Origin of the sequence: Streptomyces sp. NPDC002889, from assembly GCF_042888425.1 — a bacterium.
Taxonomy (GTDB): Bacteria; Actinomycetota; Actinomycetes; order Streptomycetales; family Streptomycetaceae; genus Streptomyces.
Genome location: NZ_JBIAPT010000003.1, coordinates 177,607 through 191,399, shown reverse-complemented (window position 1 = coordinate 191,399; position 13,793 = coordinate 177,607). Strand labels below are relative to the sequence as shown.

The 13,793-nt window shown below is 71.7% G+C and carries 13 protein-coding genes; 9 read left to right on the top strand and 4 right to left on the bottom strand.

Going from position 1 to position 13,793, the window contains the following annotated elements; all coding sequences use genetic code 11:
• Positions 1–26: 26 nt before the first annotated feature.
• Positions 27–881 (bottom strand): DUF4184 family protein, encoded by an 855-nt coding sequence (locus ACFYWI_RS05870; protein ID WP_389225712.1) that lies wholly within the window; start codon positions 879–881, stop codon positions 27–29.
• Between the two features lie 200 nt (positions 882–1,081).
• Between ACFYWI_RS05870 and ACFYWI_RS05865 the strand changes: the two genes are divergently transcribed.
• The 3 genes from ACFYWI_RS05865 to ACFYWI_RS05855 all read left to right on the top strand — a co-directional run bounded on the left by ACFYWI_RS05865 (position 1,082) and on the right by ACFYWI_RS05855 (position 4,122).
• Positions 1,082–2,797, top strand: coding sequence for a lytic transglycosylase (locus ACFYWI_RS05865; RefSeq protein ID WP_389225709.1), 1,716 nt, complete (start codon positions 1,082–1,084; stop codon positions 2,795–2,797).
• 175 nt (positions 2,798–2,972) lie between these two features.
• Complete coding sequence (locus ACFYWI_RS05860) at positions 2,973–3,110, top strand: SPW_0924 family protein (RefSeq protein ID WP_389225706.1); 138 nt, start codon at positions 2,973–2,975, stop codon at positions 3,108–3,110.
• A 10-nt stretch (positions 3,111–3,120) separates the two neighbouring features.
• Positions 3,121–4,122, top strand: a complete 1,002-nt coding sequence (locus ACFYWI_RS05855) for a DUF3068 domain-containing protein (RefSeq protein WP_389225703.1) — start codon at positions 3,121–3,123, stop codon at positions 4,120–4,122.
• Here ACFYWI_RS05855 and ACFYWI_RS05850 read toward each other — a convergent pair.
• Both ACFYWI_RS05850 and ACFYWI_RS05845 read right to left on the bottom strand, forming a co-directional pair.
• Positions 4,112–6,697, bottom strand: coding sequence for an ATP-dependent RNA helicase (locus ACFYWI_RS05850; RefSeq protein ID WP_389225700.1), 2,586 nt, complete (start codon positions 6,695–6,697; stop codon positions 4,112–4,114). The two genes, ACFYWI_RS05855 and ACFYWI_RS05850, sit on opposite strands and share 11 nt — an antisense overlap.
• 11 nt (positions 6,698–6,708) lie before the next feature.
• Positions 6,709–7,512 (bottom strand): class I SAM-dependent methyltransferase, encoded by an 804-nt coding sequence (locus ACFYWI_RS05845; RefSeq protein WP_389225697.1) that lies wholly within the window; start codon positions 7,510–7,512, stop codon positions 6,709–6,711.
• Between the two features lie 350 nt (positions 7,513–7,862).
• Between ACFYWI_RS05845 and rpsA the strand changes: the two genes are divergently transcribed.
• The 4 genes from rpsA (at position 7,863) to ACFYWI_RS05825 (ending at position 11,609) form a co-directional block, all read left to right on the top strand.
• On the top strand, positions 7,863–9,371 hold the full coding sequence (gene rpsA, locus ACFYWI_RS05840) for a 30S ribosomal protein S1 (RefSeq protein WP_389225694.1): 1,509 nt from the start codon (positions 7,863–7,865) through the stop codon (positions 9,369–9,371).
• A 177-nt stretch (positions 9,372–9,548) separates the two neighbouring features.
• Positions 9,549–10,487 (top strand): PAC2 family protein, encoded by a 939-nt coding sequence (locus tag ACFYWI_RS05835; RefSeq protein ID WP_389225691.1) that lies wholly within the window; start codon positions 9,549–9,551, stop codon positions 10,485–10,487.
• A 23-nt stretch (positions 10,488–10,510) separates the two neighbouring features.
• Positions 10,511–11,110 carry a dephospho-CoA kinase gene (gene coaE, locus ACFYWI_RS05830; RefSeq protein ID WP_389225688.1) on the top strand — a complete coding sequence of 200 codons (600 nt, stop codon included), beginning with the start codon at positions 10,511–10,513 and terminating at the stop codon, positions 11,108–11,110.
• 130 nt (positions 11,111–11,240) lie between these two features.
• Entirely contained in the window at positions 11,241–11,609 is a 369-nt protein-coding gene (locus ACFYWI_RS05825) for a tetratricopeptide repeat protein (RefSeq protein ID WP_389225685.1), read from the top strand.
• A 29-nt stretch (positions 11,610–11,638) separates the two neighbouring features.
• Here the strand turns inward: ACFYWI_RS05825 and ACFYWI_RS05820 are convergent, their stop codons facing one another.
• Positions 11,639–11,896, bottom strand: coding sequence for a DUF6343 family protein (locus ACFYWI_RS05820; RefSeq protein ID WP_389226294.1), 258 nt, complete (start codon positions 11,894–11,896; stop codon positions 11,639–11,641).
• A gap of 130 nt (positions 11,897–12,026) precedes the next feature.
• Between ACFYWI_RS05820 and ACFYWI_RS05815 the strand changes: the two genes are divergently transcribed.
• Positions 12,027–12,467, top strand: coding sequence for a DoxX family protein (locus tag ACFYWI_RS05815; protein WP_389225682.1), 441 nt, complete (start codon positions 12,027–12,029; stop codon positions 12,465–12,467).
• 153 nt (positions 12,468–12,620) lie between these two features.
• The gene (locus ACFYWI_RS05810; protein ID WP_389225679.1) at positions 12,621–13,652 is read left to right on the top strand and encodes an SPFH domain-containing protein; all 1,032 of its coding nucleotides are present in this window, start codon (positions 12,621–12,623) and stop codon (positions 13,650–13,652) included.
• Positions 13,653–13,793 lie beyond the last annotated feature (141 nt).

Here is a 13,793-nt window from a genome sequence, read left to right as displayed (position 1 = left end):
CCCGGATGCGCCGCCCGCCCGAGGGCTCAGGCGTCGGCGCGGTCCGCCTCGGTCTCGGGCACCGGCACCGGCGCCCCGTCGTCGCGGTGCTCCCGCAGCCGGGCGGCCGCCGCGTACAGCACCACACCCCCCGCCAGCCCCGCACCCGCGCCGAAGCATGCCGTCGGGATGATGTCCAAGGGCGTGTGGATCACGCCCCAGTACAGGTACCACCGCACACACCGGTGGACGACCCCGGCGAGCACGCACACCGCCAGCAGTGCGCCGGCCGCCCGCCGCTCGCGCCGGCCGAGCACCGGCACGGACCGCGGCGGCGCGGTGACCGGTTGGCGGCGCAGCGCCGAGACCGTGAACCAGACCAGGACGATCAGCGCCAGCACCGAACTCCCGTACTGCGTGTACGTGTAGAGGGGGAATCCCGCGACGACCTCACCGAGCACCGGCGCGACCCGCATCCCCCAACGGTCGAAGTGCGTGAACGCGTCCCACACGACATGCGTCGCCGCCCCGATCACCGCGGAGGCGTAGAACCAGAACGCCGTGACCAGCGGTGGCCGGTCGTGCCACGGGCGCCCCCGCACCAACGTGTGCACTCGTCCCTGCCACCCCCGCGGCAGCAGGGCCACGAGCGGGTCACGCACCATCAGCCAGAGCCCGACGAGTACCGCGGTGATGACGACGTCGACCGTCAGCACACCCCGCAGCCCGTGCGTCACGGTCCCGAACATCATCGCGCCGGGAAAGACGCTGGCCGCGAAGTACGTCATATCAGGGGCGAACGAGCCCATGACGAGAGCCGAAGCGACCAGCGGGCCGCGCCCGGTCCCGCTGCGCCGGACGCCGGGCAGCACCGCCGCGGCATGGCTCAGTGTGAACGGCATCCCATGGCCCCCTTGAACCCGGTTGATCACTGAGGCCCAGTATGCGTGATGCTCCCCGTTCACGATCAGGGGAACACGGAGGTGGCGAACCGGTGAAAACGGGTCAGGTGCCGGTGTCCGGCGGCCCGGAGTGCATTAGGGTCACGTGAGTCTGCGCGCTGGGGAGCGCGAAGAGCCGCTGATGGGGAGGGACCAGACGTATGGCAGCGCATTTCGGTCGCCGGCTGCGCAAGGGGGCGACGACGACCGCCGTGGCCGCGGCCGCGGTTGCGGCGCTCTCCGCGTCGCAGGCGCCCGGCATCACGTCCGCCACTTCGGATGACAGCCAGGGAGCGTCCGAGGCCACTGTGCCGCCCGGCACCCCGGTCACCGGCAACTCCCCGTACTACACGGACCTTCCGCCGCTCGGCGCTCCCGACCATCCGGCCTCTTCCGCGGATCAGCCGGCGAACGGCCCGACGGAGGCCGGTATTCCCGCGACCGTCCTCGCCGCCTACAAGCAGGCCGAACAGACCATCTCGGCATCCGATCCCGCGTGCCGGCTGCCGTGGCAACTGCTCGCCGCCATCGGCAAGGTGGAGTCCGGACAGGCGCGCGGCGGCAAGGTCGACGCCCAGGGCACCACCCTCTCGCCGATCCTCGGACCGGTCCTGAACGGCGTCGGCTTCGCGAACATATCGGACACCGACAAGGGTGCCTACGACGGCGACTCCGTGCACGACCGCGCGGTCGGCCCGATGCAGTTCATCCCGGCCACCTGGGAGACATGGGGTCAGGACGCCAACGCCGACGGCCGCAGGGACCCCAACAACATCTACGACGCGGCACTCGCAGCGGGCCGCTACCTCTGTGCGGGCGGCCGGGACCTCAGTGTCGCGGGCGACCTGGAAAAGGCGATCCTCGGCTACAACCACTCCCGCGAATACCTGCGCACGGTCCTGTCCTGGTTCGACTACTACAAGCGGGGCACCCACGAGGTTCCGGACGGCACCGGCGTGCTGCCGGTCGACGACCGCCCGGACAGCGCGGGCCCGCTGCCGACGCCGAACCCCTCCAAGCCCGGCACCGCGCCGACCCCCGAACCGAAGCCCGGCCGCCCGTCGAAGCCCGCCGACGGATCCGACACGTCGCCGGCCCCCACTCCGCCGGCCCCTACTCCGCCGGCCCCCACTCCGCCGACCCCTGAGCCGCCCACGCCGAGCCCCGTACAGCCCGCCCGAATCGAGGACGCGGGCACCGGCGCGCTGACGGCCATGGCCGGCCGGATGTTCACCGAGCGGGCCACGGTCCGTGTGGAGGACTCCGCCGGTGCCGGCCTCCCGAAGCAGCCCGTCCGTTTCGAGATCGTCGGCACCACCGACACGCGCTTCCCCGGCGGAAAGTCGAGCGTCACCCTTGTCACCGGGCTCGACGGCACGGCCACCGCACCCGCCCTGGTCGCGGGGGAGCGGACCGGTGCCTTCGTCGTCCGCGCCACGGTGGAGGCCCGCTCGCTGCCTGCCGTCGGCATCCCCGCGACCGTCACCCAGCGGGAGGCGGACAAGGTCGTACGGACCGACGGGAAGGCGCTGACGGCGACCCCCGGCTCCGAGTTCGCGGACGACGTCGAGGTCAAGGCCACGTACCAAGGCGGCGTCGCCTCCGGTGTGGCGGTCACCGCCACCATGATCACCTCGGCCGAGACCCCGGCCACGAACGACAAGGGGCCGTACTTCAAGGACGCCGACGGGAACCCGGTCCGCACCCTGACGGAGCTCAGGACCGACGCCGACGGCGTTCTCAAGCTCCCGAAGATCTTCGCGGACAGCACGGAAGGCACCTTCCTGCTCCGGCTCACCACTGCCGGCGGTGCATCCGTGGACATCGAGCTGAAGGTGGCGCCCCAGGCCACGCCCGCCCCGTCCCCGGCCCCCTGACCGGAGCGCCGCCGCACGGCAGCATTCCCGCACCGCCCCTGTGCCGCACCGGCGCAGGGGCGGTGTGGCGCGTCGTGCGGTGCTTCACGTTCTCGCTGTTCTCATCTCACGGCCGCGTTGCTACGGTGCCCCCGCCCTGACGCCATATCAGCTCCGAGCCCCCGGGAGGCCGAGCATGCGTGCCCTCGCCGCAGCCGCCATCGGGCTGGTCGCCGCCCTCGTCCTCGTCCTCACCCTCACCGCGATCGGCGCACCCGAGGGCACGACCTCGCCGAAGCCGCTGCTGACCACCGTCCCAGGACCGAAGAAGTAGGGGACGGACCGTGCGCCGCAGAGCCAGCCTCGTCCTCGTCGCCCTCGCCGTCTTCTGCGCCGCCCTGGCGCCTCTGCTGCGCTGGTACGCCTTCCCCCGCCTCGCCAAGATCCCGCCCGCCCAGTACCAGGAGATGGTCCTCGAGGCGAGGCCCGCGACCCTCCTCGACTACGGCACCCTCCAGGCGAAGCGGGTCGACAAGGTCACCATCGTGCAGACGCTCAAGGGCAATGTGGAGGAGTCCAGGAAGATCGAGCGCAGCGCCGGCCGCGATGTCGTCGTCTGGGACTCCCTCTCCTATGTGGTGGGACCCGACGGCGCGATGGTCTCCCGGATCCCCGAGCGCTACATCTTCGACGCGCACAGCCAGGCACCCGTGCACGCGACCGGAGAGGCGGTCGACGGCGACGCGGTACGGCGGGAAGGCATCGAGTTCAAGTGGCCGTTCCTCACCGAGAAGCGTGACTACGAGTACTTCGACGCCCAGACCCGCACCTCCGCGCCCATCCACTACCAGGGCACCCGCACCTTCCGCGGTCTGGACGTGTACTACTTCGAGCAGACCATCCCCTGGACCAAGGTGTTGTACCCGAAGACGATGCCCATCCCCGGCATCGATGCGACCACGCTCGAGAAGCAGACAGGCACCACCCGCTGGTACACCACCAAGCGGATGTTCTGGGTCGACCCGGTCACCGGCGCGCCGGTCAACGGCGAGGAGATCCACGAGGAGGAACTGCGCGGCGGCTCGCTGCTCGGAGGCCGCGACAAGGTCACCGCCTTCGCCGGGCATGTGCGGATGCGCGAGGACTACATCGATCACACGGTGGAACTCGTCGGCTCCCAGCGGCAGCTGGTGCTGCTGATGACCTCGTATCTTCCATGGGGGCTCGTCACGCTCGGCGGGGGACTGCTGGCACTCTCCCTGTGGCTGGAGGCCCGCTCACGGCGCCCGGACGATCCCGCCCCGGCCGCCCCGGTCCGCGACCCCGAACCGGCGCTCAGCGGTTGAGCCGCGCCTTCGTGTGCCGGGTCGGTTCCGCCGTCGCCGGATCCTCGGGCCACGGGTGCCTGGGATAGCGGCCGCGCAGTTCCGCCCGTACGGCCCGGTACCCCTCCCGCCAGAACGACGCCAGGTCCGCGGTGACGGCGGCGGGGCGGCCCGCGGGGGAGAGAAGGTGCACCAGCACGGGCACTCCCGCGACCTTCGGTGTCTCGCGCAGTCCGAACAGTTCCTGCACCTTCACCGCCAGCACCGGCTGCTCCCCGCCGTACTCCACCCGGATCCGTGAACCGCTCGGCACCTCGATCCGCTCCGGTGCGAGCTCGTCGAGCCGGGCCGCGTCGCCGCTCGCCCACGGCAGCAGGCGCTGCAGCGCCTGGCCCGCCTGGATCCGGGCCATGTCGGCCCGCCGCCGGGCGCGGGAGAGTTCCGGCTCCAGCCACTCGCCGGCGCGGTCCAGCAGCGCCGTGTCCGCGACGTCCGGCCAGGGCGGGCCCAGCACCCGGTGCACGAACGCGAGACGCTCGCGAAGCTCCTGCGCCTCACGTGTCCAGTGGAGCAGCCCGAGCCCCTCGCGCCGCAGCCCCTCCATCAGCGCATCCCGTACGAGGGCCGGGTCCGGTTTCTTCAGCGGCCGTACGGAGAGCTCCACCGCGCCCAGCCGGTCCACGGTGCGTGCGACCACATCGCCCTCCTGCCAGTGCACCTCCTCGTCGCCGGCGAGCAGATGCGAGGCGGCCGCGCGGGCGGTGTCCTCGTCGATGACGGCAGCGAGCCGCACCCGCGCGGACGCGGCGGTTGCGGCCCGGTCCGCCACGGCGACGGCCAGCCATGGTGTGCTCCGCAGCCGCGAGCCCTCGCCGAGCTCCGCACCGGTCCCGGAGGCCATCAGGAAGGTCTGCTCCCCGCGCGCCCGCGCCACCCGCTCGGGGAAGGCGAGCGCGGTGACGAGGCCGGCGACGGCGTCGTCGCCGGCCTGTCCGCCGCGGGTCGCGGCACCCGGTTTGCCGTGCGCGGGGCCGCTGCCCGGACCTGAGCCCGTGGCCGACGGCGCATCGCCGCCCCGACGCGCCGTGCCCCCGACGGCCCCGTGACCCGACGCCCCCGACAACGACGACTCCAGCCGTCTCGCCTCCGCACGCCAGCGCGCCCCGTAGGCGTCGCCGCCGCGCCGGGCGGCACGCCAGGCCGCGGCCAGGTCGTCCCCGTACTCCCGGGGCGGTTCCTCGCTCAGCAGCGCGACCACCTCGGCCACCCGGCGTCCACCCACCTGACGGGCGCCGTCGAGCAGGGCACGGGCCAGCCGGGGGTGCACGCCCAGCCGGGACATCCGTACGCCCCGTTCCGTGGCCCTGCCGTCGGCGTCCACCGCGCCGATGGCGCTCAGCACCGACCGCGCCGCCGCCAGCGCGCCGGCCGGCGGCGGGTCCAGCAGCGCCAGGCCGGTGGCCGCCGGGTCGCCCCAGCACGCCGCCTGCAGGGCGAACGCGGCCAGGTCCGCGACCTTGATCTCGGGCGAGGGGAACCGCGGCAGCCGGGCGTCCTCCGCCTCGGCCCAGCAGCGGTACACGGTCCCCGGCGCCTCGCGGCCGGCACGGCCCGCCCGCTGCCGCGCCGCCGCCTGCGAGGCGCGGACCGTCGTGAGTGCGCTCAGTCCCCGCGCATGGTCCGTGCGCGGCTCGCGCGCGAGACCCGAGTCCACCACCACCCGTACGCCCGGCACCGTGAGCGACGACTCGGCGACCGACGTCGCCAGTACCACCCGGCGCCCGGCGCCACCCCCGAGCACGGCGTCCTGCACGGCGGCCGGCGCCCGCCCGTGCACCTGGAGGACCGTGGCGTCCACCTCACCGAGCATTCCCGCCACCCGCGCGATCTCACCGACACCGGGCAGGAAGCACAGCACGTCACCGGAGCGTTCGGCCAGTGCCCTGCGCACCACCGAGGCCACATGCGCCAGGAACGCCGGATCGACCCGCATCCCGTGCGGCGGCCGCACCGGGCGCGTCACCGGCGCCCGGACGACGTCCACCGGATGCGCGACGCCCTCGGCCGCCACCACCGGCGCGTCCCCGAGCAGCCGGGCCCAGCCGGCCGCGTCCGTGGTCGCCGAGGCCGCCAGCAGCCGCAACTCCGGCCGCAGGGCGGCCCGCACGTCCAGCAGGAACGCCGCCACCGTGTCCGCGTCCAGATGCCGCTCATGGCACTCGTCGAGCATCACCACGTCGACGCCGGACAGTTCCTGGTCGCGTTGCAGGCGCTGAAGCAGCACACCCGTGGTGACGACCTCCACGACCGTGTCCCGCCCCACCGCCCGCTCCCCGCGCACGGTGAACCCCACCCGGCCGCCGGGCTTCTCCCCGAGCAGCCACGCCATCCGCCGGGCAGCCGCCCGCGCGGCGATCCGCCGCGGCTCGGCGACGACGACCCGGGCGCCGCGCTCCGCGAGAGCGAGGGGAACGAGCGTCGTCTTGCCGGTCCCGGGCGGCGCGCACAGCACCGCGGCACCGTGCCCGTCGAGTGCCGCCTCCAGGGCCGGCAGCGCGGTGCGTACGGGCAGGTCCAGGGCCTCGTCACGGATCACGCGGACACCGCTCACGCGCGTTCGCAGACGAAGATCGCCGTGCCCGGGATCAGATTCCCCCGCAGCGGGGACCAGCCGCCCCACTCGTGGCTGTTCCATGCGGGCCATTCCGGCTCGACCAGGTCGAGCAGCCGGAAACCGCCGGCCACCACGTCGCGCACCCGGTCGCCCAGGGTCCTGTGGTGCTCGACGTACACGGCGCGGCCCGCATCGTCCTGCTCGACGTACGGGGTGCGGTCGAAGTACGAGGCGGCCACCGAGAGACCCTCGGGCCCGGGCTCGTCGGGGAAGGCCCAGCGGATCGGGTGTGTCACCGAGAAGACCCAGCGTCCGCCGGGCCGCAGCACCCGCCTGATCTCCTGGAACGCCTTCACCGGGTCCGCGATGAACGGCACCGCGCCGTACGCCGAGCACGCCAGGTCGAAGGCGCCGTCCCGGAACGGCAGCGCGCCTGCGTCCGCCTCCACCAGCGGTACGTCACCGCCGATGCGCAGCGCGTGCTGAAGCTGGCGGTGGGAGAGGTCCAGCGCCACCGGGCGCGCGCCCTGTGCGGCCAGCCAGCGTGAGCACTGCGCCGCTCCCGCGCCGATCTCGAGGATGTCCAGGCCCTTCAGCGACCCTGCGGGTCCCAGCAGACCGGCCTCCGCCTCGTCCAGGCCCTCCGGGCCCCAGACGAACCGGTCGTCGCCCAGGAACGCGCCGTGCTCGTTCTGGTACTCGTCGGCGTTGCGGTCCCACCAGCCCCTGCTCGCCCGGCTGCTCTCCGAATCCCCTGCGTCACGGCGGGTGGCTTCCGGTTCGAAATCTTGGCTCATCGTCACCGTCGTTGTAGTTTGCGTGCAGCACCGCCGACGGCGGCCGGGAAGCAGCCATTGTGGCCTCGGCAAACATTAGTTGTGCCAGGTATGGGGCGTTCCGCCCCGGGTGTGCGCCTTCGCGCATTGACCATGCCCGGCTGCCCCCGTATGCTACAAGTTGCGCTGCGGGCCTGCGCGCCTCAGACAGAGCAGGCCGCGCTCGCATCTGTATGTATCCCTCGGTTCACGAGGCGCCGCCAGTTCTGGGTCGGCGCTTCCTAGGCTGTGCGGCTTCTGCAGCTGCGATAACTGGCTCTCGGCGTAGCAGTACCTACGACTTCAATGTCCGTACCGGAGCCCTTTCCCACATGACGAGCAGCACCGAGACCACCGCCACCACCCCGCAGGTTGCGGTCAACGACATCGGTAACGAGGAAGCCTTCCTCGCCGCGATCGACGAGACGATCAAGTACTTCAACGACGGCGACATCGTCGACGGCGTCATCGTGAAGGTCGACCGGGACGAGGTCCTGCTCGACATCGGTTACAAGACCGAAGGTGTCATCCCGAGCCGCGAGCTCTCGATCAAGCACGACGTCGACCCGAACGAGGTCGTCAAGGTCGGCGACGAGATCGAGGCCCTTGTTCTCCAGAAGGAGGACAAGGAAGGCCGCCTGATCCTCTCGAAGAAGCGCGCCCAGTACGAGCGTGCCTGGGGCACCATCGAGAAGATCAAGGAAGAGGACGGCATCGTCACCGGCACCGTCATCGAGGTCGTCAAGGGTGGTCTCATCCTCGACATCGGCCTCCGTGGCTTCCTGCCGGCGTCCCTCGTCGAGATGCGTCGCGTCCGCGACCTCCAGCCCTACGTGGGCAAGGAGCTCGAGGCGAAGATCATCGAGCTGGACAAGAACCGCAACAACGTGGTCCTGTCCCGCCGTGCCTGGCTCGAGCAGACCCAGTCCGAGGTGCGCCAGACGTTCCTCACCACCCTGCAGAAGGGTCAGGTCCGCTCCGGCGTCGTTTCCTCGATCGTCAACTTCGGTGCCTTCGTGGACCTGGGTGGCGTCGACGGTCTCGTCCACGTCTCCGAGCTCTCCTGGAAGCACATCGACCACCCCTCCGAGGTTGTCGAGGTCGGCCAGGAAGTCACCGTCGAGGTTCTCGACGTCGACATGGACCGCGAGCGCGTCTCCCTGTCGCTCAAGGCGACGCAGGAGGACCCGTGGCAGCAGTTCGCCCGGACCCACCAGATCGGTCAGGTCGTCCCGGGTAAGGTCACCAAGCTCGTTCCGTTCGGTGCGTTCGTGCGCGTCGACGAGGGCATCGAGGGCCTGGTCCACATCTCCGAGCTGGCCGAGCGCCACGTGGAGATCCCGGAGCAGGTCGTCCAGGTCAACGACGGGATCTTCGTCAAGGTCATCGACATCGACCTCGAGCGCCGTCGCATCAGCCTCTCGCTGAAGCAGGCCAACGAGTCCTTCGGTGCCGACCCGGCCTCGGTCGAGTTCGACCCGACGCTGTACGGCATGGCCGCGTCCTACGACGACCAGGGGAACTACATCTACCCCGAGGGCTTCGACCCGGAGACCAACGACTGGCTCGACGGCTTCGAGACCCAGCGCGAGGCGTGGGAGACCCAGTACGCCGAGGCGCAGCAGCGCTTCGAGCAGCACCAGGCCCAGGTCATCAAGTCCCGCGAGGCCGACGAGGCCGCTGCCGCCGAGGGTGCTGCCGCCCCCGCCGCGGGTGCGGGTGCCGGTGCCGGTGTCTCGGGTGGTTCGTACTCCTCGGAGTCGGACGACAACTCCGGCGCCCTGGCGTCGGACGAGGCCCTGGCTGCCCTGCGCGAGAAGCTGGCCGGCGGCCAGAGCTGAGGCTCTGACCCCGGGCTGGTGAACAGCTGACGCAAGGCCCGCTCCCCGAGGGGAGCGGGCCTTGCGCCGTTCTCGGGGCGAACTGGGCCACGTCGGCGGCGTGTTCGGCGGCGGAACGGGGAATGCACCCGCACGACCACGCGTTCTTCTGTACGAACACGAGGAGGAGCGGTAATCGTGCTTGATCCGCAGGGTTTGTACGAATGGGAGCCGAAGGGCCTCGCGGTCGTCGACATGGCGCTCGCGCAGGAGTCGGCCGGCCTGGTCATGCTGTACCACTTCGACGGCTACATCGACGCGGGTGAGACCGGCGAGCAGATTGTCGACAACCTGCTGGAGTCGCTTCCCCACCAGATTGTGGCGCGTTTCGACCACGACAGGCTCGTGGACTACCGTGCCCGCCGCCCGCTGCTCACCTTCCGGCGCGACCGCTGGGCCGGGTACGAGACCCCGACGATCGACGTCCGGTTGGTCCAGGACGCCACCGGTGCCCCGTTCCTGCTGCTCTCCGGCCCCGAGCCGGACGTCGAGTGGGAGCGTTTCGCGGCCGCCGTACGCCAGATCGTCGAGCGGCTCGGAGTGCGCCTCTCGGTCAACTTCCACGGCATCCCGATGGGCGTCCCGCACACGCGTCCGGTCGGCCTCACCCCGCACGGCAACCGCACGGACCTCATGCCGGGCCACCGCAGCCCCTTCGACGAGGCGCAGGTGCCGGGCAGTGCCGAGTCCCTCGTCGAGTACCGCCTGATGGAGTCCGGCCACGATGTGCTGGGCGTCGCCGCCCATGTGCCGCACTACGTCGCCCGCTCCTCCTACCCGGACGCGGCGCTGACCGCGCTGGAGGCGATCACGGCCGCGACCGGCCTGGTGCTGCCGGGCGTCGCGCATTCGCTGCGCACCGAGGCGCACCGCACCCAGACCGAGATCGAGCGGCAGATCGGTGAGGGCGACGAGGAGCTGGTGGCACTCGTGCAGGGCCTGGAGCACCAGTACGACGCGGTGGCCGGGGCGGAGACCCGGGGCAGCCTGGTCGCCGAGCCGGTCGACCTGCCGTCCGCCGAGGAGATCGGCCTCGAGTTCGAGCGCTTCCTCGCGGAGCGGGAGGGCGACGCCTGAGGGGGCTCGCGTAGGCTGCCGCCATGCTGACCGTGGGGTTGACCGGCGGAATCGGAGCCGGCAAGAGCGAGGTGTCCCGGCTTTTCGTCTCGTACGGGGCGGTGTTGATCGACGCCGACCGGATCGCCCGGGAGGTCGTCGAGCCGGGCACACCGGGGCTGGCGGCCGTCGTCGACGCCTTCGGTACCGGCATCCTCGCGGCGGACGGCTCTCTCGACCGGCCCAAGCTCGGCTCCATCGTGTTCGCCGACGCGGAGCGCCTCGCCGCGCTGAACGCGATCGTCCATCCGCTGGTCGGCGCGCGCTCCCAGCAGCTGCAGAACGCCGCAGGCCCGGACACGGTCGTCGTCCACGACGTACCGCTGCTCACCGAGAACAAGCTGGCTCCGCTCTACGACGTGGTCGTGGTCGTCGACGCGGCGCCCGAGACCCAGCTGGACCGGCTGGTGCGGCTGCGCGCCATGGAGGAGTCCGAGGCGCGGGCGCGGATGGCGGCACAGGCCACGCGCGAGGAGCGGCGGGCCGTCGCGGATCTGGTGATCGACAACGATGGGCCGCTGGAAGAGCTGGAACCGCAGGTCCGCACGGTCTGGCAGGAGCTGTCACGCCGGGCGGCCTCCTGACGGTCGGCGTTGTGGGTCCTGCGCGGGCGCGGGCTGCGGGGCGGCGGGCCCTCGGCGGGGCGGTCGTGCCACCGGAATAGCGCTGCGCCAAGCGGTGTTGGAACCGGGCAGCGAAGGGAAGGATGCGACCGTGCCCCACAGCAACCCGGATACGCACGTCATCGACTACCGCGCCGCAGAGCAGTTGCTTGCCGCGCGGGACCCGCGTGGCGCCGTCAAGCTGCTCGACTCGGTGATCGCGGCCCATCCCGAGAACACGGCGGCTCGGCTGCTGCGGGCCCGCGCCTTCTTCGCGGCGGCCCAACTTCGCCCGGCCGAGCTCGAGTTCGAGCTGGTCCTGGAGCGCGAGCCGGACAACGCGTTCGCGCACTTCGCACTGGCCCGCACCTTCGAGCGGTCCGGCCGGCCCGAGCAGGCGAAGCGTCACTTCCGCCTGGCGGCCGCGCTGGACCCGAAGCCCGAGTATCTGAAGGCCGCGCGCTTCGACGGCGAGGGGTGACGCCGCAACCGCTTGGGGGGCGGGCCGCGTCAGCCGTGGTCGGGTTCGTACGGCGGGATGTCGCGGCCCGGCTGGTAGTGCGGCCCCTGGTGGATATGGCGCAGCACCATCACCAGGTCCACGGTCACGATCACCATCAGTGCTCCGCATGCCGCCGCCCAGCCGGGGCGGCCGACGAGGGCGAAGGCCGTGGTGCCCGCAGCGGCCCAGATCATGCCCCATACGCTCAGCCAGAACCGCAGCCGCAGAGGGCTGCGCGCGGTGATCGGTTCGTTCCCGGTACGCATGGCCATCGCCTCTCACCCTCCAGGATGCACCCGACCCGCGCCCGGAAGTGCGATGAGTTCCGGGCGCCGTCCCGGTCCACCTCCTGAACGCGCCGGGCAGCGCGCGAACACTCACCGGAGGAGACCCACGATGTCCGCAACCACCACCACGGCCACCCCCACCACCACGGCCGTCGGCGCGATCGCGGGGCGCCGTACGCACCTCGCCGTGCGCGCGCTGCAGAGCCTGCTGGCGCTGTTCCTCGCGATCGCCGGCGCCGCCCCGAAACTCGTCGCGCACCCCTCGGCCACCGAGAGTTTCGACAGGATCGGCTACGGCGACCGGTACATGTACCTCGTGGGGTCGCTGGAGCTCGTCGGTGCGATCGCGCTGGTGATCCCGATCCTGTCCGGTGTCTCCGCCCTGGCGCTGATGGGGCTGATGATCGGGGCGTTCATCACCCAGGTCACGGTGTTCGACAAGCAGTACGCGCTCACGCCGGCCGTCTTCTTCGTACTGCTGGCCCTGGTGGCACGGGTCCGCCGGAATCACACCGCGCAGCTGATTGCACGGGTGCGCAGGCACCTCTGACGGCCCCCGGTGCGGCGGGGAGGGCCGGCGGCGGGCCGGCCCTCCCCGGGACCCGCAGCGAGGACCGTGTGAGGGTTCGCCCCTCAGGGCATAACGGTCATACCGTGGTACGTGTCATCCGCGATATCACCTCGGACGGTAAGGGGTGCCCTGATGGTCGAGGAGCTGGTGGTCGCCGGCGTGGCGGCCGCGTCCGCTTGTGCGGTGTACGTGGTGGCTGCGGCGAAGGTCGTGAAGCAGTACGAACGAGGTGTGGTGTTCCGCCTCGGCAGGCTGCGCAACCAGGTGCGCACGCCGGGATTCACCCTGATCGTCCCCGGGGTCGACCGGCTGCGCAAGGTGAACATGCAGATCGTGACCATGCCCATCCCGGCCCAGGAGGGCATCACCCGCGACAACGTCACGGTGCGGGTGGACGCGGTCGTGTACTTCCGGGTGATCGACCCGGCCAACGCCGTCGTCGAGGTCGAGGACTATCGCTTCGCGGTGTCGCAGATGGCGCAGACCTCACTGCGATCCATCATCGGCAAGAGCGATCTGGACGATCTGCTCTGCAACCGCGAAAAGCTCAACCAGGGGCTGGAGTTGATGATCGACAGCCCGGCGGTCGGCTGGGGTGTGCAGGTCGACCGGGTGGAGATCAAGGATGTGTCGCTGCCGGAGGCGATGAAGCGGTCGATGGCGCGGCAGGCCGAGGCGGACCGTGAGCGGCGCGCCCGGGTCATCAACGCCGATGCGGAACTGCAGGCGTCGAAGAAGCTGGCCCAGGCCGCACAGGAGATGTCGAAGCAGCCGGCCGCCCTGCAGCTGCGGCTGCTGCAGACCGTGGTCGCCGTCGCCGCCGAGAAGAACTCCACGCTGGTACTGCCGTTCCCCGTCGAGCTGTTGCGGTTCCTGGAGCGGGCACAGCAGCCTGGAACGCTGCCGCAGGTGTCCGGACAGCCGGCGCCTGAGCCGCCTGCGCCGGACGGGTACGCGCCGGAGCCGTCGGCCGCTGATCAGCCGGTTCCCGATCGGTCGGTCCCCGACCAGGGGGTCAGGGAACAGCCGGTGCCCGAACGGTCGCTGCCGGGGCGGCCCGACCCGGAGACGGCCACGTCCCTGGAGGAGCTGACAGCGGCAGAGATCCAGGCGGAACGAATCACTTCGCCACTCCCGCCGACCCTGCCGCCCGGCGCGGCCTGACAGGCGCCCATTGCCGACATCCACGCAGGTCACAGCGGTGACCGGGGTCATTGTCAGACCCCGCCCGTAAGGTCGAGGATCAAATGATTCGGTGCTCGGGCGCTGCGGCGCCCGCACCCGACCGGCGGAGGGGAGGTGGCC